Origin of the sequence: Alloyangia mangrovi (genome assembly GCF_002300555.2) — a bacterium.
Lineage (GTDB): Bacteria > Pseudomonadota > Alphaproteobacteria > Rhodobacterales > Rhodobacteraceae > Salipiger > Salipiger mangrovi.
In genome coordinates, this window is record NZ_NTHN02000061.1 from 1 (window position 1) to 22,799 (window position 22,799).

The 22,799-nt window shown below is 68.4% G+C and carries 18 protein-coding genes and 1 pseudogene; 8 read left to right on the plus strand and 11 right to left on the minus strand.

The features are described 5' to 3' along the window. Positions 1-100: 100 nt before the first annotated feature. Entirely contained in the window at positions 101-670 is a 570-nt protein-coding gene (locus tag CLG85_RS23005) for a carboxymuconolactone decarboxylase family protein (protein ID WP_260350098.1), read from the minus strand. A gap of 165 nt (positions 671-835) precedes the next feature. Here CLG85_RS23005 and CLG85_RS23010 point away from each other — a divergent pair, with 165 nt between their 5' ends. Both CLG85_RS23010 and CLG85_RS23015 read left to right on the plus strand, forming a co-directional pair. Next, on the plus strand, positions 836-1,429 hold the full coding sequence (locus CLG85_RS23010) for a TetR/AcrR family transcriptional regulator (protein WP_095883838.1): 594 nt from the start codon (positions 836-838) through the stop codon (positions 1,427-1,429). A 128-nt stretch (positions 1,430-1,557) separates the two neighbouring features. Next, a complete protein-coding gene (locus CLG85_RS23015; RefSeq protein ID WP_095883837.1) occupies positions 1,558-3,171 on the plus strand; it encodes an OpgD/OpgG family glucan biosynthesis protein in 1,614 nt (537 codons plus the stop codon). Between the two features lie 102 nt (positions 3,172-3,273). On the opposite strand, the gene gatB is transcribed toward CLG85_RS23015, so the two are convergent. Continuing rightward, positions 3,274-4,788, minus strand: a complete 1,515-nt coding sequence (gatB, locus tag CLG85_RS23020; RefSeq protein WP_095883836.1) for an Asp-tRNA(Asn)/Glu-tRNA(Gln) amidotransferase subunit GatB — start codon at positions 4,786-4,788, stop codon at positions 3,274-3,276. A 1,852-nt stretch (positions 4,789-6,640) separates the two neighbouring features. Between gatB and CLG85_RS23025 the strand changes: the two genes are divergently transcribed. Both CLG85_RS23025 and CLG85_RS23030 read left to right on the plus strand, forming a co-directional pair. After that, positions 6,641-7,045 carry a lytic transglycosylase domain-containing protein gene (locus tag CLG85_RS23025; protein WP_260350099.1) on the plus strand — a complete coding sequence of 135 codons (405 nt, stop codon included), beginning with the start codon at positions 6,641-6,643 and terminating at the stop codon, positions 7,043-7,045. Further along, positions 7,042-7,254 (plus strand): hypothetical protein, encoded by a 213-nt coding sequence (locus CLG85_RS23030; protein ID WP_260350100.1) that lies wholly within the window; start codon positions 7,042-7,044, stop codon positions 7,252-7,254. Before CLG85_RS23025 ends, CLG85_RS23030 begins: the two co-directional genes overlap by 4 nt. 83 nt (positions 7,255-7,337) lie before the next feature. Here CLG85_RS23030 and CLG85_RS23035 read toward each other — a convergent pair whose 3' ends face one another. Then, positions 7,338-8,078, minus strand: a complete 741-nt coding sequence (locus CLG85_RS23035; RefSeq protein WP_260350101.1) for an SDR family oxidoreductase — start codon at positions 8,076-8,078, stop codon at positions 7,338-7,340. Then, positions 8,075-10,624, minus strand: coding sequence for an aminopeptidase N (gene pepN, locus CLG85_RS23040; RefSeq protein ID WP_095883487.1), 2,550 nt, complete (start codon positions 10,622-10,624; stop codon positions 8,075-8,077). The genes CLG85_RS23035 and pepN overlap by 4 nt, the downstream gene beginning before the upstream one ends. 197 nt (positions 10,625-10,821) lie before the next feature. Here pepN and CLG85_RS23045 point away from each other — a divergent pair, with 197 nt between their 5' ends. Then, the gene (locus tag CLG85_RS23045; protein WP_095883488.1) at positions 10,822-11,025 is read left to right on the plus strand and encodes a hypothetical protein; all 204 of its coding nucleotides are present in this window, start codon (positions 10,822-10,824) and stop codon (positions 11,023-11,025) included. 14 nt (positions 11,026-11,039) lie between these two features. On the opposite strand, the gene CLG85_RS23050 is transcribed toward CLG85_RS23045, so the two are convergent. The 3 genes from CLG85_RS23050 to CLG85_RS23060 all read right to left on the minus strand — a co-directional run bounded on the left by CLG85_RS23050 (position 11,040) and on the right by CLG85_RS23060 (position 16,485). Beyond that, positions 11,040-11,396 (minus strand): hypothetical protein, encoded by a 357-nt coding sequence (locus CLG85_RS23050; protein WP_095883489.1) that lies wholly within the window; start codon positions 11,394-11,396, stop codon positions 11,040-11,042. Between the two features lie 98 nt (positions 11,397-11,494). Then, the gene (locus tag CLG85_RS23055) at positions 11,495-15,190 is read right to left on the minus strand and encodes an efflux RND transporter permease subunit (RefSeq protein WP_095883490.1); all 3,696 of its coding nucleotides are present in this window, start codon (positions 15,188-15,190) and stop codon (positions 11,495-11,497) included. After that, positions 15,187-16,485: an efflux RND transporter periplasmic adaptor subunit gene (locus tag CLG85_RS23060; RefSeq protein ID WP_260350102.1), complete on the minus strand. Its 1,299-nt coding sequence runs from the start codon at positions 16,483-16,485 to the stop codon at positions 15,187-15,189. The genes CLG85_RS23055 and CLG85_RS23060 overlap by 4 nt, the downstream gene beginning before the upstream one ends. Positions 16,486-16,791: 306 nt before the next feature. On the opposite strand from CLG85_RS23060, the gene CLG85_RS23065 reads away from it, so the two are divergent. Both CLG85_RS23065 and CLG85_RS23070 read left to right on the plus strand, forming a co-directional pair. Continuing rightward, a complete protein-coding gene (locus tag CLG85_RS23065) occupies positions 16,792-17,448 on the plus strand; it encodes a tetratricopeptide repeat protein (RefSeq protein ID WP_260350103.1) in 657 nt (218 codons plus the stop codon). 48 nt (positions 17,449-17,496) lie between these two features. Continuing rightward, positions 17,497-18,819: a PQQ-like beta-propeller repeat protein gene (locus CLG85_RS23070; RefSeq protein ID WP_260350104.1), complete on the plus strand. Its 1,323-nt coding sequence runs from the start codon at positions 17,497-17,499 to the stop codon at positions 18,817-18,819. A 109-nt stretch (positions 18,820-18,928) separates the two neighbouring features. Here CLG85_RS23070 and CLG85_RS23075 read toward each other — a convergent pair whose 3' ends face one another. Continuing rightward, a complete protein-coding gene (locus CLG85_RS23075) occupies positions 18,929-19,237 on the minus strand; it encodes a hypothetical protein (protein WP_260350105.1) in 309 nt (102 codons plus the stop codon). Between the two features lies 1 nt (position 19,238). Here CLG85_RS23075 and CLG85_RS23080 point away from each other — a divergent pair, with 1 nt between their 5' ends. Next, complete coding sequence (locus tag CLG85_RS23080; protein WP_260350106.1) at positions 19,239-19,745, plus strand: hypothetical protein; 507 nt, start codon at positions 19,239-19,241, stop codon at positions 19,743-19,745. Here CLG85_RS23080 and CLG85_RS27905 read toward each other — a convergent pair. From CLG85_RS27905 to CLG85_RS23090, 3 genes and pseudogenes are all read right to left on the minus strand, one after another. Next, positions 19,722-19,931: pseudogene (locus CLG85_RS27905) on the minus strand (GntR family transcriptional regulator); the annotation flags it as partial. The gene CLG85_RS23080 and the pseudogene CLG85_RS27905 overlap by 24 nt on opposite strands. A 269-nt stretch (positions 19,932-20,200) precedes the next feature. Further along, complete coding sequence (locus CLG85_RS23085; RefSeq protein WP_260350107.1) at positions 20,201-21,583, minus strand: aspartate aminotransferase family protein; 1,383 nt, start codon at positions 21,581-21,583, stop codon at positions 20,201-20,203. A gap of 31 nt (positions 21,584-21,614) precedes the next feature. After that, on the minus strand, positions 21,615-22,652 hold the full coding sequence (locus CLG85_RS23090; RefSeq protein WP_260350108.1) for a histone deacetylase family protein: 1,038 nt from the start codon (positions 22,650-22,652) through the stop codon (positions 21,615-21,617). Between the last annotated feature and the right edge of the window lie 147 nt (positions 22,653-22,799).

Here is a 22,799-nt window from a genome sequence, read left to right on the forward strand (position 1 = left end):
CGCCGAGGCGGCGGCAGCGCGGCTGAGCGCCATCGAGGCGGGGCAGCTCAAGCGGCTGGCAGGCGGGCCGGGGCGCGTCTGACCCCGGCCCGGAGGGTCCTTAGGCTGCTGCGGCGCCCTTCTTCTCCCAGGCGAACTTCTGCATCACCTGGTCCACCGGAGTGTTCGCCAGATGGTTGGTGTAGTTCGACATGACCTTCTGCGCCACGGCGAGGATCACCTCGAGAATCTGCCGCTGCGTGTAGCCCGCGTCGAGGAAGGCCTGCACCTGCGCCTCTTCGAGCGCGCCGCGCTGACGCACCACCTGCAGCGTGAAGTCGCGCAGCGCCTCGAGCCGGGCGTTCGGCAGCGGAGTCTCGTCGCGCAGCGCAGTGGTGATCGCGTCATCCACCTGCATCATCTTGGCGATACCGGTGTGGGCGGGGACGCAGTAATGGCAGGCGTGCTCGACGTTGATCGTCTGCCAAACCACGGTGATCTCGTCCTTGTCGAAGCTGGTCTCCTCGGCGAACAGCCGGTGCAGGTACTTGTAGCCGTCAAGCAGCGCCGGCGCCTCGGCCATCACAGCATGCAGGCCGGGCAGGCGGCCGAAGGCCTTTTGCGAATGCTCCAGAAGCGGGCGGCTCGCCTCGGGGGCGGACTCGAGCGTGTGGCGGGTGAACTGGGTCATCTGGGTCTCTCCCTCTGATTCTTGAGTGTTTGCTCAAGTTGCATACGGAGGGGTAGCTTTACTTGAGTGTTTGCTCAAGATATATTTTCATCGCTTGTTCCAGCCCGGCGAGATCCGGCCGCGACGAACGGCCGGAACAGACAGGAACGGGAGACGGACACGCGCATGGCCAGGCAGGCACGACACGACAGGCAGGAAGTGCTCGGCAAGGCGCTCGAACTCTTCTGGTCCAAGGGCTATCACGCCACCTCGCTCAAGGACCTTGAACTGGCGCTCGACATGCGTCCGGGCTCGATCTACGCCGCCTTCGGCTCGAAGGAAGCGCTGTTTTCCGAGACGCTGGCGCTCTATGCCGAGCTTTCGCGCATGCAGTTCCTCGAGACCCTTGGGGCCGCGCCGAGCCGTCTTCAGGGGCTCGCGAACCACGTCCGGCGACTTGGCTGCGCCGGTGAACCCGGCCCGTCGCGCGCCTGCATGCTGGTCAAGACGCTGCTCGAGACCCCGGACGATGATCCCAGGCTACGCGTCCAGACCGAGGCGCTGATGCGCGGCATGGAGGCGATGTTTGCCCGTGCCTTCCGCGAGGCGCAGGAGCAGGGAGAGATCGGGCCGGAGGCCGATCCGCAGCAGCTCGCCAGCCGGTTGCAGGTCGAGATCTTCGGCCTGCGCGCCTATGCGCAGCGCACCGACTCGCGGGTCAGGGTGGCGCAGCTTGCCGAGGAGATCGCGCGCGGTCTCGAGGCGCGCGCGCTCGCCTGATCGGGCGTGTCCTACTTGACGCAACGTCGCTAAATCGGCAAAGCCTTGCGCATCCGGGGCGAGACGCGTTGCTGCGACGCGGAAAAACGCAGATTTTGCTCGGGACTGTCCGCTTTCCGGAGACCCGCATGTCCGCCGACCTGCCCGACCGCCGCGCCTTCCTCGCATCCGCCCTTGCCACAGGCGCCTTCAGCCTGCTGCCCGATTTCGCCCGCGCCCAGAGCGGCGCGATCGCCTCGGGCATCCCGCTCGGGCCTCCCAAGCCCTTCTCCTTCGACACGCTCCGCGAACTGGCAGCGAGCCTCGCCAAGGAAGAGTTCACCCCGATGGCGGTGCCCGACGCCGATATCCTGCAGCAGATCGACTACGATGCCCACGGCGCGATCAGCTTCCGCGAGGACCGGGCGCTCTGGGCCGATCAGGGCACAGCGCAGCCGGTCCGCTTCTTCTTCCCGGGCCGCTACTTCCCCGAGCCGGTGCATGTCTACGCGCTCGAGGACGGCACCGCGCGCGAGGTGCCCTTCTCGCGCGATCTTTTCGACATCCCGCAGGGCAACCCCGCCAACCGCCTGGAAAAGACCGAGGGCTTCGCCGGCTTTGCCGTGCAGGACCCCGAGGAGCGGCTCGACTGGATGGCCTTCCTCGGCGCCTCCTACTGGCGCACGGCGGGCTACTCGGGGCAGTTCGGCCTGTCGGTGCGCGGGCTTGCCATGGACACGGCCATCCCCGATGGCCCCGAGGAATTCCCACGCTTCACCCGCTTCTGGCTCGAACAGGGCGAGGGCGGCGAGGTGACCACCTACGCGCTCCTGGAAAGCCCCCGGGCCACCGGCGCCTATCGCATCGCCTCGCGCCGCGACAAGGGCGTGATCCAGGACGTCTCGGCCGAGATCTTCCTGCGCGGTGACGTCGAGCGGCTGGGAGTCGCGCCGCTCACCTCGATGTTCTGGTTCGGCAAGCACAACCGCCATGTCGCCGCCGACTGGCGCCCCGAGGTGCACGACAGCGACGGGCTGGAAATTCACACCGGCAGCGGCGAGCGCATCTGGCGCCCGCTCAACAACCCGCCGCGGGTGATGGCCAATGCCTTCGGCACCACCGATCCCGCGGGCTTCGGGCTCATGCAGCGTGAGCGCAACTTCAGCGAATACGAGGACGACGGCGTGTTCTACGAGCGCCGCGCCTCGGCCTGGATCAAGCCGCAGGAGGGCTGGGGGCAGGGCGCCGTGACGCTGGTCGAGCTGCCGACCGACGACGAGATCCACGACAATATCGTCGCCTTCTGGACCCCGGCCGAACCGGCGGCGGCGGGCAGTTCCTACAGCATGAACTACCAGCTCAGCTGGCTCGAGGATTGCCCGGTGCCGCCACTGGCGGCGCGCTTCATCGCGGTGCGCATGGGCAAGGGCGGCATCCCCGGCCAGCCGCGCCCGGCGGACACGGTGAAGATCGTCTGCGATTTCGACGGTCTTGGCATGGAGGAGCTGGACCGCAGCTCCGGTGCGCTGCCGGTGGTCTCCGCCTCGCGCGGGGAGATCTCGGGCGAGGTTGCTTACCCGGTGGTCAGCACAGAGGCCTGGCGGGCGGTGTTCGATCTCGATTTCTCGGCCATCGCGGCAGAGGACGACGAGCCGATCGACCTGCGGGTCTATGTCTCGCACGAGGGCGAGGCGATGTCCGAGACGCTGATCCTGCAGCTCTTCCCGAGCCAGCTTCGCGCGCTGCTCGCGGCGCGGGGGTAGGGGGCTCGCCCGGCCTGACCAAAGCCGAGGCCGCCGGGCATTTTCCCAGACGAAAAAGGCCGCCCCATCGGGCGGCCTTTGCATTTTCACCGAGCCGGGCGCTCAGAGGCCCAGCTTCGCCGCGACGATGTCGTTGACGGCCTTGGGGTTGGCCTTGCCGCCGGTGGTCTTCATCACCTGGCCGACGAACCAGCCCGCCAGCTTGGGGTTCTGCTTGGCCTTCTCGACCTGTGCCGGGTTGGCGGCGATCACCTCGTCCACGGCGGCCTCGATGGCGCCGGTGTCGGTGACCTGCTTGAGGCCCTTCTCCTCGACGATCTTCGCCGGATCGCCACCCTCGGTGTAGACGATCTCGAAGACGTCCTTGCCGATCTTGCCCGAGATGTCGCCCTTCTTGATCAGCGAGACGATCCCCGCGAGCTGCGCCGGCGAGACCGGGCTCTCGGTGATGTCGTGGCCTTCCTTCTTCAGGCGGCCGAAAAGCTCGTTGATCACCCAGTTGGCGGCCAGCTTGCCGTCGTCGCAGCCCTTCAGCACGTCCTCGAAATAGGCCGAGTTGACCACTTCGGCGGTGAGCACGCCGGCATCGTATTCCGACAGGCCGAAGTCCTTGACGAAGCGTGCCTTCTTCTCGTCCGGCAGCTCCGGCAGCGAGGCCTTGATCTCGTCCACCCAGGCCTGCTCGATCTCGAGCGGCAGCAGGTCGGGGTCTGGGAAATAGCGGTAATCATGCGCTTCTTCCTTGGACCGCATCGAGCGGGTCTCGCCCTTGTCCGGATCGTAGAGACGGGTTTCCTGGTCGACCTTGCCACCGTTCTCGAGGATGGCGATCTGCCGCCGCGCCTCGTAGTCGATGGCCTGCTGGATGAAGCGCATCGAGTTCATGTTCTTGATCTCGCAGCGCGTGCCGAGGTGCGAGAAGTCCTGCGTCTCCTGGTACTTTTCGTACTGGCCGGGACGACAGACCGAGACGTTGACGTCGGCCCGGAGGTTGCCGTTCTGCATGTTGCCGTCGCAGGTGCCGAGATAGCGCAGGATCTGCCGCAGCTTGACCACGTAGGCCGCTGCTTCCTCGGGGCCGCGGATGTCGGGGCGCGAGACGATCTCCATCAGCGCCACACCGGTGCGGTTGAGGTCAACGAAGGACATGGACGGATCCATGTCGTGGATCGACTTGCCGGCGTCCTGCTCGACGTGGATGCGCTCGATGCGCACCTTGCGCGCGACGCCCGGCTCCATGTCGACGATGACTTCGCCTTCGCCCACCAGCGGGTGGTAGAGCTGGGAAATCTGGTAGCCCTGCGGCAGGTCGGGATAGAAGTAGTTCTTGCGGTCGAAGGCGGACTTCAGGTTGATCTCTGCCTTCAGGCCGAGCCCGGTGCGTACGGCCTGCTCGATGCAATACTCGTTGATCACCGGCAGCATGCCGGGCATCGCCGCGTCGACGAAGGCGACGTTCGAGTTGGGCTCTGCGCCGAATTTGGTCGAGGCGCCGGAGAACAGCTTCGCCTCGGTGGAAATCTGGGCGTGGATTTCCATCCCGATCACCAGCTCCCAATCGTATTTGGCGCCGGCAATGACCTTGGGTTTGGGGGGCTCGAAGCTCAGGTCAAGCATGGGGGGGTCCTCGTCTCTCAGGTTGCGACGGGGATACGCCAGAGCGGCACAGGGAGCAAGGGTGCAGGAGGCGCAGCCCGAGGGCTGCAGCGCGAGGCCCTGATCGGTAAAGATCACCGAGCGCCCCCGCGAGAGCTGATGGACAAAATGGGTGTTCAGCACCGAATGCGCGCGGGCGCACCCGGCCTCGCGGCGCGCGGCCTCGTCCGGCGCGGAGAGATCGGGCGAAGGCGGCGCCCAGAGCTGGGGATGAAGTTCGCGCAGGTGGTCCTCGACGATCCAGTCGAGCGATCCGGCGATGCGGGCGGCGGCGCCATGCTCGGCCAACGGGGCCAGCTCGGCGCACCGGGCGGCGAGCAGGTTGGCCCTGTGCTGATCCGGCCAGGTCTCCGGCGGCTGCGGTTGCAGGAGGTCGTGCAGCCCGGCGACAAAAAGTTCAGCGTCCACATGACCCCATCCCTCGGGTTGCGCCGCGAGCACGTCGAGCCAGACCCAGCAGTAGCCGCCGGTGCCCCAGCTCCCTGCGGTGCTCATCGCGAGGCGCCTGGCGGTTCGGTCCAATCCGGGCCAGGTGCCGAAGCGCAGTGGAGAAAGGTCATGGCCATAGGCGCGCAGGTGGTCGGGGCAGGCGGGTTGCAGGGCGACCAGCGTCTCGTAGCTGCGGGCAAGATGCTCCGACGGCGTGGGCAGCACCTCGAGCACGGCGCAACGGGCCGCCTGCAACGCTGCGGAACCGAGCTCTACGGGGTCGTGCGGGCGGAGCAGAAGATGCGCCGTCTCAAGGTGATGTCGGACCGCATCCCCGCGCGCCGCCTCGGAGAGCGGGGTGCTGCCCGCGCGCCAGAGCCGGGCGGCGCCGATCTGCGGCCAGGCGGCGAGCAGCGCGCGCATGGGGGCTTCGGTGGTGGGGCCGAGCACTTCGGAATGGCCCTGAAGGGCGCACCGCACCGCCTCGGCATCGCCGCGGGCCATCGCTTCGGCGACGCGCATGAGAACGTCCTGCGCCGCGCCGTCGCAGAGCAGCCGGGCGGCGGGCGTGCCCGCGGGTGTGAGAGCAGAGGAATGGTCAGCCTCGTTCAACGCCTCCTCGAGCGCCCTCCAGCGCTCCTGCCGGGCGAGGCGCAACCCGCGGCCGACAATCTCGGCGCAGGCCTCTGCCTCTTCGCTGGTCTCGCGGACAGGGATCTGGACGCGCGGCGGGTCGAACCCCGGCGGGCAGCGGGCCTCGGCGCGGGAAGCGCCGCCCGGACAGGCTTTTGCGCCAGAGTCCGCACCCGATCCCGGCGCACCGCCCGATGCATGCCGCGCCAGAAGGCGCCGGGTGAGGGCGGGCAGACTGGGCCGAAATCGGAGAACGTGCTGTGCCATGCGCGCCACGCTGGACCGGGATTCGGGCCGGACCGGGGCGCGGGCACGAGGAGGCCGGGGCGCATAATGGGCGCTTCGGCGGCAAATTGTTCAAAAGCTATAGTTGAGATTCCACCTAAAATCGGCAAGATTCCAGACATCTCCATGCGCCGTCGGCGATCCGCCGCGCATAATACCGCGTCAGGCTTGCCGGAATTGTTCTTCGTGGGCAAGTTCTGCGCCATGCTGAACCGTTTCATTCCTGCCCTTGCGGCGCTCATGATAGCGCCGATGGCCCAAGCGAATACCGGCCCTGCACCTGTCACGCAGGCCGCCTTCGCGGTTGCGGCCCCAACGATGCCCCTGGTCTCGCGCGATGCGATGTCGGGGACCCCGGAGTCGCTGCTGGCAGTGTCCGCCTCGCCCCGCCCTCTGGCCCGGCGCATGGCCATCCCCAAGGCCCGCTGGGGCACCTCGGGGGGGGCGCAGCACCTGGTCGCTCGCGGTGCTCTCGTCGTTGCGTGGCCATGCCAACGCGCTGCCCGACGTAGTGCCGGCGGATATCGACACCTGGTGTCCGGCCTATGAAAGCGGATCGCGCGAACAGCGCGAGGCCTTCTGGCTCGGTCTCGTCTCGGCGCTGGTCAAGCACGAGAGCACCTTCAAGCCCACCGCCGTCGGCGGTGGCGGCAAGTGGATCGGCCTCATGCAGATCCTGCCGTCGACTGCGCGCCTCTACGGCTGCCAGGCCACCACGGTGGACGGTCTCAAGGACCCGCGCGCCAACCTGTCCTGCGGTCTTCGCATCATGCGCGGACCGTCGCCCGAGACGGCGTGGTCAGCGCCAACATGCGCGGCGTGGCCGCCGACTGGGGTCCGTTCCACTCGCAGAAGAAGCGCGAGGACATGATCGGCTGGACCCGCGCGCAGGCCTATTGCACCGGCATGGGCCGCTCGCTGCGCCCGGTCGAGCGCCCGGTGAGCCTTCTGCCCGGCATCATGGCGTCGAACGAGCTTGGCGCGGGCACCCGTCCGCTTGCCCGGTCGCGTGCGCTCGATGCGAGCTATGCCAACACCTTCATCTCCACCAAGGGCCAACTTCTGGAGAGTGACGGCTGATCTGCTGAAGTTCGTTTCAGTGTAAGAACGGGCGGGACCTTGGAAGGTTCCGCCCGTTCTTCATTTCAGGGGGTTGAGGGGCGTCAGCGCCCGCCGCCGACGTCGAGGATGCTGCGCGTCACGTAGCCCGCGCGGTCCGACAGCAGCCACAGGACGCTCTCGGCCACCTCCTCGGCGGTGCCGGCCCGGCCCAGCGGCGGGGTGTGGCCGATGCGGGCGAGCCGGTCGGGCTCGCCGCCCTTGGCGTGGATGGCGGTTTCGATCAGCCCGGGACGCACCGCGTTCACCCTGATGCCCTCGGGGGCCAGTTCGTCGGCGAGGCCCAGCGTGAAGGTGTCGATCGCGCCCTTGGAGGCGGCGTAATCCATGTACTGCCGCGCCGATCCCAACCGCGCCGCCACCGACGAGACATTGACGATGCCGCCGCCCGCATGGGCACGCATGTAGGCCACCGCCTGCCGGGCCACCTCGATGGCGCCGAAGACGTTGACCTCGAACACCCGCCGGACCCTGTCGGGGGTCAGCTCAGCGAGCGATCCCGTGGGCGCGACGATCCCGGCGTTGTTCACAAGATCGAGCGGCCCCGGCGCCAGCGCGGTCAGCTCGGCGAAGAGCTCGGCCACCTGCGCGTGGTCGGACACATCCGCGCCGATCACATGCGCCTCGGCGCCCTCGGCGCGGACCTCCTCGGCCACCGCTTCGGCGCCGTCCCGGTCACGGCCGTAGTGGACCACGACGCGCTCCCAGCCTCGGGCCGGGGCGAGGCGGCAGGTCGCCGCCCCGATGCCGGCACTGCCGCCGGTGACCAGCAGCAGCCGGCTCATGACAGCAGCCGGGTGACCATTTCGGTCACGTCGCGCGAGAGGCCGGGCTTGGCGGCGATCTTCTCGAGCTCGGCCTGCATCATGCCTCGGCGGGTCTCGTCGTAGCGCTTCCAGGTCTGGAAGGCCGAGCACATGCGCGCGGTGGTCTGCGGGTTCTTCTCGTCGAGCCTGATCAGCCAGTCGGCCAGCAACCGGTAGCCCGCGCCGTCGATGCGGTGGAAGCCCGCGTGGTTCATCGCCAGACCGCCCATCACCGCGCGGAAGCGGTTGGGGTTCTTCCAGTCGAAGTCCGGATCCTCGGTCAGCGCCTTGGCCCGGTCGGCGGTTTCCGAGGGGCCCGAGGCCGCGACCTGCAGGGCGAACCACTTGTCCATCACCAGCCGGTCGCCGTTCCACTGGGCGCGGAATTTCGCGAGCGCGTCTTCCCCCGCACCCGCCTGCACGAGGCAGGCCAGCGCCGAGAGCTGCAGCGTCATGTTGTCGGCGCTCTCGAACTGCGTCCTGGCCGCGTCACCGCCATCGAGACGCGAGGTCAGCGCCAGCACCGCGCCGCCAAGGGCACGCTTGCCGGATTGCTCGGCGTCGGGCTGGTAGGGCTCCGTCACCTTCGCCTCTTCGGCGAGCTGCGGCAGCAGCTTGGACCAGCGCTCGGCGCGGGTCTTCTTGAGCACCTCGGTGGCGGTCCAGATTGCGTCGGGGTCCGGCGTCACGCCGCGCTGGTGCAGCACCTGCGCCAGCTCGGATTGCGTCGGCGTGCCCAGCATCAGCGCGCGGTAGGCGGGATCGAGCGCGCTGTCGCGGATCACCGCCTCGAGCCCGTCGAGCCAGGCGGTGTCGGGCGCGGCGCCCTCGGTGATCATGGCCACGAGGCACTCGCGCGCCAGGTCGCGGTTGGCTTCCCAGCGGTTGAAGCTGTCGGTGTCATGGGCCAGCAGGAAGGCACGTTCCTCTTTGCTGCTCTCACGCTCCAGCACCACCGGGGCCGAAAAGCCGCGCAGGATCGAGGGCACAGGTTTTGCGCTGAGCCCGTCGAAGGTGAAGCTCTGCTCCGCCTCGGTCAGCTCAAGCACCGTCGTCGGCGCCACCTCGTCGCCGTTCGGCGAGAGCAGGCCGACAGCCACCGGGATCACCTGCGGCGCCTTCTCGGGCTGACCGGGGGTGGGGGGCGTGTGCTGCCTGAGGGTCAGCGTGTAGGTGCCATCCGAGAAGGCCTCGGACACAGCCACATGCGGTGTCCCGGCCTGTGAGTACCAGCGCTTGAACTGCGTCAGGTCGCGCCCGGTGGCATCCTCGAAGACCTTCAGCCAGTCCTCGATGGTCGCCGCGTCGCCGTCGTGCCGCTCGAAGTAGAGGTCGAGCGCCTTGGCATAGGCCTCGTCTCCGACCAGCGTCTTGAGCATGCCGATCACCTCGGCGCCCTTCTCGTAGACCGTCGCTGTGTAGAAGTTGTTGATCTCCTGGAAGCTCTCGGGGCGCACCGGGTGCGACAGCGGCCCCTGGTCCTCGGGGAACTGCCGGCCGCGCAAGTCGATCACGTCGGAGATCCGCTTGACCTCCTCGCCGCGCATGTCGGAGGTGAACTGCGCGTCGCGGAAGACGGTCAGACCCTCTTTCAGGCACAGCTGGAACCAGTCGCGGCAGGTGATGCGGTTGCCGGTCCAGTTGTGGAAGTACTCATGCGCGATGATCGCCTCGATGCGCTCGAAGTTGGCGTCGGTCGCGGTCTCGGGCGAGGCGAGTACGGCGGAGGAGTTGAAGATGTTCAGCCCCTTGTTCTCCATCGCGCCCATGTTGAAATCGTCCACGGCAACGATGTTGAAGATGTCGAGGTCGTACTCGCGGCCATAGACCTCCTCGTCCCATTTCATCGACTTCTTCAGCGCCTCCATGCCGAAGGCGCATTTACACTCGTCGCCGGGACGCACCCAGAGGTTCAGCTCGACCTCGCGGCCCGACAGGGTGGTGAAGCTGCCGGGATGGTTGACCAGATCCCCGGCGACCAGCGCAAAGAGATACGCGGGCTTCGGCCAGGGGTCGTGCCATTCGGCCCAGCCCTCGCCGGAGCCCTGCGGGTTGCCGTTCGACAGTTTCACGCGCTCATCGCCTTCGATGCGCACGGTGAAGACCGACATCACGTCGGGGCGGTCGGGGTAGAAGGTGATCTTGCGGAAGCCCTCGGCCTCGCACTGCGTGCAGTACATGCCGTTCGACATGTAGAGCCCCTCGAGGGCGAAGTTCTCCACCGGCGCGATCTCGACCTCGGCCTCCCAGGTGAAGACCCCCTCGGGCACGGCGCAGGTGAGGCCGGTGTCGGTGACCTCGGGGGTGACGGGGGCGCCGTCGATGGCGAAGGAGATCGGCGTGAGTTGCTCACCGTGCAGGAAGAAGTCCTGCTTCGGCGCGTCGCTGTTGGGCGCGAAGCGGATGCGCGAGCGGACGCGGGTCGCCGTGGGCGCAAGCACGAAGGTCAGATGCACCTCCTCGGCGGTCCAGCCGAAGGGGGTGTAATCCTTGAGGTAGATGGTCTGGGGGCTTGCGTCCTTCATGGGCGTCTCCTTGCCTGAAGTGGGGGGGCTGGCGCCTGCCGGAACCGGCGCGTCTGCGGGACGTTATGCCCATGAGAGACGCGCGGCAACCGCTGCGCCGGTGAAATGCCAGTGACGCGTGGCATGGCGTCGAGGAACGCGAGAGCGAAGGCTTTGGCGAGGATCTCGTGAAATATGCCGCGCAAGGGAGGAATGACATGTCTGCACCCGACACAAACACGAAGACGCAGGAAAAAGAACACCGCGGGCCGCTGCTGGCGATCTGGGGCGCGCTGGTTGTCGTGGCGCTGCTGCTTGTCTGGTGGCTGGTCTATGCGACGAATGGCGAGGCACCCGAGCCGGGTCAGGCCGCGGCCCCGGCAGCCGAGGCTCAGGAAGGCGCGGCAGCACCCGCCGACTGACGCGGCGCGCGCTGTCAGTTGCAGTGCACCACGCCGTCTTCGTCCGCCACGCAATTCTGCTGCGCGCGGCGCGTGGTGTCGGGTGGGCGCGTTGCTCCGAGCGCGCCGCCGCGGTCAGTTGTCGGATCGCCCGGCGCGATGAAGGCGCCGCCATCGGTGGTGTCGCGCACGATGCCGTTGCTGTCCGTGGTCTGCGGCGCGCTCCGCCGCTCGCGCGTGATCCCCAGGTGATCGGTCGAAAAGGTCGACGGACCCGGACAGCGGGTGATTCCGTTTGGATCCGGCACGCAGCCCTTGATCTGGGCGGCAAGAGGGCCGGGCAGGGCGCCAGAGACGGACGCAAGGGCGAGGGCAGCGAGCAGGGACTTCATGGCGGGTCTCCCGATGGGGGGCACCGGGCTCCGGTGCTCCCCCTTGATATAGGAAGCGATGCCCGCGGCGCCAAACCCCGGGGCCGCGCCGGGCTGCGCTATTCCGCCGCGCGCATGGTGGTTTTCGCCCCCGGTGTGCCTGTGCCCTCGGCATCCGGATCGTCCCAGAGGATCAGCGGCGCTTTCACCTTGCGGGCCTCGCGCTGCAGCGCCCAGTCCCGCGCAGCCCGGCTGCCGCGTCCGAAAGAGGCGATGGCCAGAAGCCGCGCCAGCCAATGGGCATAGGTCGAGAGCCACACCCGCAGCGCCAGCATCGCCGGGGTGAAGACCAGCGTCAGTACCGTCGCGATGGACAGGCCGAAGACCACCGCCGAAGCCAGCGGTTTCCACCACAGAGAGGTCGGCGCGTTGATCGAGTAGCCGCCGCCGAAGAAATCGAGGCTGAGGCCGATCATCATCGGGAAGAGCCCGGCAATCGTCGTGATCGTGGTCAGCAGCACCGGGCGGATGCGGTCCTCGGCGGTGCGGATGATCGCTTCGATCCGGGGCATGTAGCGCGAGTAATCCTGGAAGGTGTCGATCAGCACGATGTTGTTGTTCACCACGATCCCGGCAAGCGCCACGACCCCGGTGCCCGACATGATGATCGAGAAGGTCTGGTCCATCACGATCATCCCGAGGAACACGCCCGCCGTGGACAGCACCACCGCCAGCAGCACCAGCACCGAGTTGTAGAAGCTGTTGAACTGCGCCAGCAGGATGATGAACATCAGCCCCAGCGCGGCAGCGAAGGCCTGCGTCAGGAAGGCCTGGCTTTCAGCCTCCTCCTCCTGGTCGCCGGTCCATTCCCAGCTGATGCCCGCGGGGAACTCGGTGTTCTCGAGCAGGCCCGCGAGGGTGGCGATGCGCTCGTTGGGGGTGACCGGCACGGTCGAGAGCGCGCCGCCCGCGGCGGCCTCGCGGATCGCCTCGCTGCTGGTGCCCTCCTCGGCGCGGGTGATCTCGTAGGCGGTGCCGTGGACCGTGAGCGTGCCGGCCGCCGCCTCGCGCCCGTAGCCGAGCGTCTCGCCTCCGGAGGTGAACTTCACCAGACCCTCAGCCACGCCCGCCTTGACGTCGAAGTAGCGCTTGCGGCCCTCGCGGTTGATCTCGGCCAGCTTGGGCACCGGGGTGCGGGTGATGAAATGCGACAGCGGGATCAGCCCGTCGTTGGTGCGCACCCGCAGGTTGTCGAGAGTCGAGAGCACGCGGTCCGCTTCGGGCAGGCGCACGCGGATGTCGATCTCCTCGTCGGAGCTGTCCACCGGCATGGTGTCGAGCGTCACGCCGCGGGTGACGAGCTGCACCATTGCCCCGACCGTGGCGACATCGGCGCCGTAGCGCCCGGCCTCCTCGACGTCGACGTCGATCTGCCAGTCGATACCGGGCAGGGGACGGGTGTCCTCGATCAGCCGCAGGCCGTCCATGGCGTCGAACTCGGCCCGCGCCGTTTCGGTCGCGGCCAGCAGGTCCTGCCAGTTGTCGCCCTTGATCCGCAGATGTACCGGCTTGGCAGAGGCAGGGCCCATGGCGAGGTTGAGGATCTCTGTCTCGATGCCGGGGATCGCCGCAAGCTCCGCGCTCAGCTCGGCCAGCACGATGTCGCCATCGAGCTCGGGGCGGTCGCGGCGGTTCTCCCACGGCACCACCTCGAGCTGGATCTGCCCGATGGTGTCGGTGGGCGGCTGCGCGCCGCCGGTGTTCGACTCCAGCCCGCCGTCGCCGGCAAAGGCAAAGGCGGTCTCGATGCCCGGGTGCTGCAGCACGATGGTCTCGGCCCGCTTCACCAGCGCGTCCTTCTCTGCCAGCGAGAGGTTGCCGCGCGCGCGGACGTAGACGATGGCCTGCTCGGGCTCGCTCTCGGTGAAGAACTCGGTGCCGTTGTTGTTCTGCCCGTAGTAGCCGAAGACCGAGATGACGAAGAAGATCACCCCGCCGATGGTCACCAGCGGCAACACCGGATTGCCGGTGACGAATTGGATCAGCCGCCCGAAGAGCGTCCGGCGGTAGGTCTTGCGGACCTTGGTCCGCTTGCGCTCGATCTGCGCCGCATCGAGCGTGATCGAGGCCATGACGGCAAAGAGCACGAAGATCACGATCCCCGGCACCCGTGCCCCGCGCCCCTCGATCAGCGTGAAACCGAGGAAGGAGGGATTCAGCACCAGCAGCGCCCCCAGCAGCATCCCGCCAAGCGCCACAGGCACAAGCGCCGCGCGGGCGGGCCAGCCCTCGATGCGCTTGCGCAGGGTCAGCGAGGCATTGTGCAGCACGCGCGAGAAGCGCCCCGAAACCCCGCCCATCACCGGCAGGTAGACCAGAGCCACGATCAGCGAGGCCGAGAGCACGAAGATCAGCGTCACCGGCAGCATGCCCATGAACTCGCCCGCGACCCCGGGCCAGAACAGCATCGGCAGGAAGGCGCAGAGCGTGGTGGCGGTGGAGCTGACGACCGGCCAGAACATCCGCTTGGCCGCCTCGACATAGGCGTGCATCGGGCCGACGCCGTCGGAGATGCGCTTGTCGGCATACTCGACCACGACGATGGCGCCGTCGACCAGCATGCCCACGGCGAGGATCAGGCCGAACATGACGATATTCGACACGGTGATGCCCATCACCGCCAGGAGCACGAAGCACAGCAGGAAGGAGGTCGGGATGGCGAAGCCCACCAGCAGCGCCGCGCGGGTGCCGAGCGAGCCCAGCACCACGATCATCACCAGTGCGATGGCGGTCAGGACCGCGCCCTCGAGCTGGCTGACCATCGAGTCGACGATGCGCGACTGGTCGTTGCTTTCCTCGACGGTGACGGTGGCGCGCAGTTCCTCTGGCCAGCCCCGCTGCGCCTCGGCCACGGTCGCGCGCACCGCGCTGGCGGTGTCGATGAGGTTGAACCCCTTCCGCTTGACCACCTGCAGCGCCACCGCCGTGTCGCCGTTGAAGCGCGCCGTGCCGGTGCGGTCCTCGAAGGTGAGGCGGATGTCGGCAAGATCGCCCAGCGTCACCACCCGCTCGCCGTTCACCTTGATCGGCAGGTCGAAGATGTCCTGCGGCTCGCGGAAGCTCGAGGGGATCTTCACCGAGAAGGTGCCGCGCTCGGAGCGCACCTCGCCCGCGGCGATGAGCTGGTTGTTGTTCTGGACGGTCTGGATCAGCTCGCTGGCGGTGACATTGTAGCTCTCCAGCTTCAGCGGGTCGATCACCACCTCGACCATCTCGTCGCGGTTGCCGGCGATGCCCGCTTCCAGCACCGAATCCAGTGCCTCGACCCGGTCCTGCAGATCCTTGGCGACCTGCGCCATGGTGCGCTCGGGGAGCGGGCCGGTGAGCGAGACGATGATGATCGGGAACTCCGAGAAGTTGATCTCGGAGATGGTGTATTGCTCGGCCCCCTCGGGGAACTTGGCCTGCGCCTTGGTCATCGCGTCGCGGACCTCGGCCATGGTCTCGGTGCGGTTCCAGCCGAATTCGAACTCCATCGCGACGCCGGCGTAGCCCTCGGCCGCGACGCCGCTGATCTTGTCGAGCCCGTCGATGTCCGAAAGCTCGGTCTCCATCGGCTTGACCATCAGCGTCTCGGCGTCCTCGGCCGAGATGCCGGGGAAGGGAACCGACACGAAGAGCGCCGGGATCTCGATGTCCGGCTCGCCCTCCTTGGGCAGGGTCAGATAGGCGAAGGCCCCCGCCACGATCGACAGGACGATGAAGGCCAGCACCATGCGGGCGCGCTGCGCCGCCCAGTCGACGATGCCGGTCACTGGAGGATCTCCTGGAAGCTCGGGCGCACCGGCACGCCGTCGGTGACGTATTCCTGCCCGAGGGTGATCACGTCGACGCTGTCCGGCAGCCCGGCGATCCAGACGCCCTCGGGGGTGTCGCGCAGGATGCTCACCGGCACGAATTGCGCGGTCTGCTCGGCGCTCACCGTGCGCAGACCCATGCGGCCCTCGTCGTTCAGCGTCAGCGCGCTCTGTGGCAGCAGGTGGGCGAGGGCGCCATCGGCCTCGATGAGGATCCGCGCGGTCTGGCCGGCGCGCAGGGTCAGGTCGGGGTTCTCGAGCGTGACCTCGATGCGGAAGGTGCGGGTGGTCTCGTCGGCCTGCCGCGACACGAAGGTGACAGTGCCGACGCGCGTTTCGCCGCCGGTCAGCTGCGCCCCGGCGCGGGCGCCGAGATGGATGCGCGCCACGTCGGCCTCGGGCGCGTAGCCCACCAGCCGGATCGGATTGAGCTGCAGGATATGCGCGCAGCTCGCGTTGGAGGTCGGGTTCATCAGCAGGCCAAGCTCGGCCGTGTCGCTTTCCAGCACGCCACCGAAGGGCGCGGTGATGGTCAGGTTCTCGACCGCCTTGCGGGCGCTGGCGACAGCGGCCTCGGCGCTCTGGATCGAGGCCTCGAGACTGTCGGTCCCGGCGCGGGCGGCTTCCAGCCCGGCCTCGGCGCTGCGCACGCTGGCCTCGGCGGCGCGCATCTTGGCCTCGGCAGAGGCGACGGAGGTGCGCGATGAATAGCCGCCCTGCGACAACTCGCGGGCAGCGGTGAGGTTGATCTCGGCCTCGGCCACGGCGGCTTCGGCCTGCGCAAGAAGCGCCTCGGCCTCGGGCAGGCCGGCCTCGACCTGCGGACGCTGCGCGCGCGCCTCGGCGAGCCGGGCCTCGGCCTCGATCAGCGCGGCGCCGGTGGTGCCGGGATCGAGCTTGCAGAGCACCTCGCCCTCATTGACCAGCGTGCCCTTGCGCAGCGGCGTCGAGATCACCCGGCCGGTGGCTTCCGAGAGCACCTCGACCTCGCGCGAGGGCTGGGTCTCGCCGCGCAGCAGCACCGCATCGTCGATCTGCTGGGCCTGCGAATGACGGGCCATGACCGAGACGCCGCCGGGGAGGGTGGTTTCGGGGGAGGCTTCCTCGGCTTCGGGGGTCTCGGCAACGGCTTCGACCGCCGTCTCCTCGGGCGCGCCGCCGCGGGCCCAGCCCATCAGCCGCTCGCGGTCGAGAACCACCGCGTAAAGAGCCGCCGCGACGATGATGGCGGTTAGGATCGAAATCAGTTTCATGCTGGCCTTCCCAAGTCCTGGCCCAAGTCCGGGGATCAATACGCGCAGCCTGCGCCGCCGGATCAGCCGGAGACAGGACCGGGAGCTGGTCCTGACGCACAGAAGCAAAGCCGGGAACGCGCGGAGACGTGACTAAACTCTTCAGTTCAGAATAAAGGATTTGGGAAACCGTTCAAGCGGCGTTCTGCCTGCTGGTGCGGGCGAGTCGGCAAGCGACGGATCAGGCAATGGCGACGCGGGCTTGGCCTTGGCAGCCTGCGCCTGCCGCGTTAAGAGGGGGCAACAATCGAAAGGTGAGGCAGCCCCGTGAGCAATACCGACAGTTTCATCGACGAGGTGACCGAGGAGGTCCGCCGCGACAAGCTCTTCGCACTGCTCAAGCGCTACGGCTGGATCGGCGTTCTGGCGGTGCTTGCCATCGTCGGCGGCGCCGCCTGGCGCGAATACAGCGCGGTGCAGCGGCAGGCGCAGGCCGAAGCCTTCGGCGACGCGCTGCGCGGCGCGCTCGAGGCGGATGCCCCGGCGGACCGCGCCGGGGCGCTCACCGACGTGACGGCGCCCGGCGCCGAGGCGAGGGCGGTGACTGATCTGCTGGCGGCGAGCGAGCTGGCCTCCGCCGAGGAGGGCGCCGCCGCGACCAAGCTGCTCGACGAGGCGGCCGCCAACGGCAATCTGCCGGAGATCTACCGCGAGATAGCCGCCTTCAAGGCGGTGAGCCGCACGGACTCGGGCCTCTCGGACGACGAGCGCCGCATCCGGCTCGAGGCGCTGGCGGTGCCCGGCAAGCCGCTGCGCCTGCTTGCCGAGGAACAGCTTGCGCTGCTCGACATCAAGGCGGGCGACACCGAGGCCGCGCTGGAAAAGCTGCAACGCATTCTTGAAGATGCCGAAATCACCGCGGGCTTGCGCCAGCGTGCGACACAGGTGATTGTGGCCCTCGGCGGCACGCCCGATGCGGGCTGACGAAACGCCCGAGCCGCGGCAAGGATCAAGTACGACGGGGGCAGTGTTTTGCGCATTACCACGATTTCCGCGGCGCTTCTGGGGCTTACGGCGCTTGCCGCCTGCGAACGCCCCGAGGCGGTGCTGACCGGAGAGCGCCTTGGCGCCCGGGAAATTCTCGAGAACGGCGGGGCGGATGAAGCCACGCCGGCGAACCGCGCGCAGGCGATCTCGCTCGGCGCGATGAGCAACGGCCTTGCCACGCAGAGCCCGGTCTCGCCCTTTGCCCGCACCAACCACGCGGCGCTCTCGCTGCCGCTGCAGCCGGTCTTCGCGACGGACATCGGCAAGGGCGACACCCGGCAGAACCGGCTCAACGTCGATCCGGTCTCGGACGGCAGCCGCATCTTCACGATGGATTCCGCCCATACCGTCAGCGCCGTCAGCAGCTCCGGCCAAGTGATCTGGCAAAAGAGCATGGTCGCCCCGCGCGATCGGGCCAGCCAGGCGCAGGGCGGCGGGCTCGCGGTCGAGGGCGGGCGGCTCTACGTCACCTCGGGCTTCGGCACGCTCACCGCGCTCGACGCGGCCACCGGCGCCGAGATTTGGACCCAGAAGCTTGGCGGCACCGCCACCGGCGCGCCGACGGTGCGCGGCGGGCTGGCCTATGTCACCTCGTCGGATTCCACCGGCTGGGCGATCGAGACCGCTACGGGCCGCATCCGTTGGCGCATCGACTACCCCGAGGATTACAACAACGTCGCGGGTGCTCCGGCCCCGGCCACCGATGGCGAGATGGTCGTCTTCGCATTCGGCTCGGGCGCGCTGCAGGCGGCCTTCAAGCAGGGCGGCCTGCGCCGCTGGACAGCCGATGTGGCGGGCAGCCGCAACGGCAAGGCGTTGGCCACGGTCACCGACATCACCGGTGATCCGCTGATCTCGAACGGCGTGGTCTACGCAGGAAACCACTCGGGCCGGGTGGTGGCGCTGTCGCTCTCGGGCGGCGAGCGGCTCTGGACCGCGCGCATGGGCGCTTTGGACCCGGTCTGGCCGGCGGGGGACTCGGTGTTCCTCGTATCCGACCTCAACCAGCTGGTGCGGCTCGATGCCCGAAGCGGGGCGCAGATCTGGGCGGTGGACCTGCCGGGCTACAAGCCGGTGCGCACGCCGCAGAAGCGCCGCGACAGTTCCTTCGTGAACCATGGCCCGATCCTGGCGGGCGGGCGGTTGATCGTCGCCTCCTCGGACGGGCAGATCCGTTCTTTCGATCCGGCCTCGGGGCAGTTGGTCGGCACCACGGCAATCGCCGGCGGCGCGACCACCCGGCCGATCGTGGTCAACGGCACGCTCTACGTGATCTCGGCAGAGGGCGTGCTTCACGCCTATCGTTGAGCCGCGCGCCAGCCGCACACGACCAAGAACGACACGGGCGGCACCGCGCAAGCGGGCCGCCCGTTTTCCGTTCAAAAGCGGCGCCCCCCCCATGTGCCGGGGGACCGGCTTACCCTTCCGATCCCGGCCGCTCGCGGCGGCGGCAGCGGTCGAGCAGCGGCGGCAGGACGCTGCGCAGCTCCTGGCTGTCGGGGGTGTGGCGATACTCGAAGGCGCTTTGACCCGGGGCCAGCCGTGCCGCGAGGTAATCCGCCCCGGTGGCGTAGATCAGCACGTCCGCGGCGGCGATCTGGGCGCGGGCGGATTCGCTCTCGTCGCCGCGCACCACCATGGTCAGCCGGCTCAGATGCGGCGCGTAGCGCATCACGTTGGCCTTCATCATCGACACGTAGGTGGGGAAGTAGGAATAGCCGACCACCGTGGCCTCGGGGGGGGATCGCGGCCAGCGCCACGCGGGTCGCCTCGTTGGGGATGACGGTCAACCCCACCACTTCGGCCTGAGGAAACAGCGCGCGCGCCTGCGGCAGCAGGGTTCGCGGCGAGAGTACGATGTCGAAATCCTGCGGCGGGGCGTCGGCGACCTCGTCGATCAGCATCGGCTCGATGCTGTCGCCGGGCGCGAGATGCGGGCGCACATCTGCGGCATAGGCGCGGGTGGCCTCGGCGAAATTGCCCAGCATGAGAACCCGCACGGCGCGGGTGTTGCGCGGGCGGTCCATGCCGATGCGCGTGGCGAGGTCGGCCCGGTCGATGCCGCAGTCGCGGGCGAGGGAAATGAGGTTGGCGATCGCCCGCTCGAGCGCGTGGAACTTCTCGGGGTCCGCGACCGGCGCATTGGGGCTGACGAAGGTGCCGGAGCCGACCCGCCCCTCGACATGCCCCGCCGACTGCAGCGCGGCGTAGACATTGCTCACTGTGACCGGTGAAAGGTTCAGCTGCCGCGCCAGCGCCCGGACCGACGGTAGCCGCGCGCCGATCGGCAGTTCCCCCGAGGCGATGCCGAACTCGAGCGCGCCGCGCAGCTGCTGGGGAACACCGACGCTGGAGTCGTGGTCAATCGCATCCGCGATGCGGGCCAATGCCTCGTCGAGTTGTGCCTGTCTGGATGTCATGGCGTGTCATTGCTGAAAAGTGCTTCGATGAACAAGGGATTGAAACACATATATTTCTGTTTGAATACATCTAAGGTGTTTCTGCGCAGCATAGCACGGCGGGCAGAACCGTCAGGCGGGATTTTGCGACAGGGCTTCGCACTGTGATTGTGCGGCGCTCGGGGCGCAGAGGGCATGGGGGGGAGGGGGCGGCTCCGGACACACGCCCTGCGGGAAAGCAAAAGGGCGCCCCGCGGGGCGCCCCTGCTGTTTCCTGGGGGAGCCGAGGCTCAGACCAGACCTTCGGCCTGTGCCCACTCCCAGCCGCGGTCCAGCGCCCGGCCCAGACGGGACATGATCTCGTCGATGTCCTCCTCGGTGACGATCAGCGGCGGGCAGAGGGCGACGGTCTCGTAGACGGCGCGCAGGATCAGCCCCTCTTCGGCGCAGAACTTCACCACCTGCGGTGCGACCTTGCCCGCGGGCTCGAAGCTGAGGCGTTTGGCCTTGTCCTTGGCCAGCTCGACGCCGCCGATGAGGCCGACGCCGCGGACCTCGCCGACCAGCGGGTGATCGGCGAACTTGCGCAGACCCTCCTGGAACTTCGCCTCGAGGCGGGCGGCGTTGCCCATCAGGTCCTGTTCCTCGATGATCTTGAGGTTCTCGAGCCCCACCGCGCAGGCGACCGGGTGCCCCGAGCCGGTGAAGCCGTGGCCGAAGGTGCCGAGCTTGGCGGTGTGATCGGCGATGGTGCCATAGACCTTGTCGTTCACGATGATCGCGGCCAGCGGCATGTAGGAGGAGGTGAGCTGCTTCGAGGTCACCATGATGTCGGGGGTGAAGCCGTATTTCTGGCAGCCGAAGGGCGCGCCGCAGCGGCCGAAGCCGTTGATGACCTCGTCCGAGACCAGCAGGATGTCGTACTTGTCGCAGAGCGCGCGGATGCCCGGCCAGTAGCCTTCGGGCGGGGTCATCACGCCACCCGCGCCCATCACCGGCTCGCCGATGAAGGCGGCGATGGTCTCGGGGCCCTCGGCGAGGATGGTGTCCTCGGCCTCCTTCAGCAGGCGCGCGGTGAACGCGGCCTCGGTCTCGCCCTCCTCGGCCCACTTCCAGTAGTGCGGGCAGGTGAGGTGGGTGACCGGGATCGCCGGCAGGTCGAAGTCCTTGTGGTTCGCCGGCAGGCCGGTCAGCGAGCCCGAGGCGATGGTGATGCCGTGATAGGCCTTGTTGCGGGCGAGGAACTTCTTCTTCTCGGGGCGGCCGAGGGCGTTGTTGTAGAACCAGACCATCTTGATGACGGTGTCGTTCGCCTCGGAGCCGGAGTTGGTGAAGAACACCCGGTCCATCCCCTCGGGGGTCATCTCGGCCAGCTTTTCCGCAAGGCGGATCGAGGGCTCATGCGCCTTGTGCGCGAAGCTGTGGTAGTAGGGCAGCTCGGCCATCTGCTTGGCGGCGGCCTCGACGAGGCGCGGCTGCGAGAAGCCGACGGCGACCGACCAGAGGCCGGCGAGCCCCTCGATGTATTCCTTGCCCTCGGAATCGTAGACGTGGACGCCCTCGCCACGGGTGATGATCATCGGCCCCTGCTCCTCGTGGAGGCGCATGTTGGTGTAGGGGTGCATGCTGTGCGCGATGTCCGAGGCATGCAGCGAGTTGGGGATCTTGTTCATCTGGTACTCCGAATTCCTGTGGTGCGCGCCGTCAGGCCGCGCGCGGGTCCTTGCCGAGAAAGCCTCCGAGGAAAGAGGTCAGCGACGTGCTCAGGTCGGGCGAGAGATAGCCGCCTTCCTGCACGATCACCGTGGGGAGCCCCGCCTCGGCAATCCGGCGGCCCGCTTCGGCGAAACCATCGAAGCTCACCTTCATGCCGTCAAGGGGGTCATTTTCGTGGGCATCGAGCCCAAGGCTGACCACCAGCGCGCCCGGCGCATAGGCCTTGATGCGCTCGATCCCGCGATCGACGGCGTCAAGCCAGCCGGGGGTCGTGGTGCTGCGCGGAAGTGGCAGGTTGAGATTGAAGCCCTGACCGGCGCCGCTGCCCGTTTCATGGGCATAGCCGGTATAGAACGGGTAGTAGTCATGGGTCTCGGCATGCACCGAGACCATCAGCACGTCGGCGCGGTCGTAGAAGATCGCCTGCGTGCCGTTGCCATGGTGCACGTCGATGTCCAGCACCGCCACGTGGCTGTGCGCCTGGCGCAGGTGCTGCGCGGCGATGGCGGTGACGTTCATCAGGCAATGGCCGCCCGCGACATCGGCGGTGGTGTGGTGCCCCGGCGGGCGGCAGAGCGCATAGGCGGCGCGCTCGCCGGCCATCACCGCCTCGGCCGCGGCCACGGCGCAATCGGCGGCGCGGCGGGTGGCCAGCCAGCTCTTCGGGCCGATCGGGGCAGAGGTGTCGGACATGTGCCAGCCGGCGCGGGCGACGATGGTTTCGGGGTAGGTGGTCACCGGCCCGCGCGGAAAGACGTTGGGCACCACCTCGGGTCCGGCGTTCGGCAGTTTCTGCCATGCGTCCCAGCCGGTCTCGAGAAAGCGCAGGAACTCGGGTGTATGAACTGCCTCGAGCGCGGCGCGCGGCGCCTCGGGCGGACTCTCGGTGCCGAGGTCGAGCCGGCCAAGCCCCTCGAGCAGCAGCATTGCCCGCTCGGCGCGCTCGGCGTTGTGCACCACGGTACCATGGGTGAGGCGGAACTGCGGGTCGTGGCCCTCGGTCTCGGGGGCGTAGAAGCATTTCATCGGGCGCGACCTCCATGGTGTCTTGGCGTTCTGCCCGATTGGTAGCGGCTGCCCCGGCGCTTGTCGATGGAGCGGCCCGGGACAGGCCGGCGACGCGCCCCGGATGCCTGCTTGGGGGCAGGGCGAAGGCTTTGTCCCGCCAGCCCT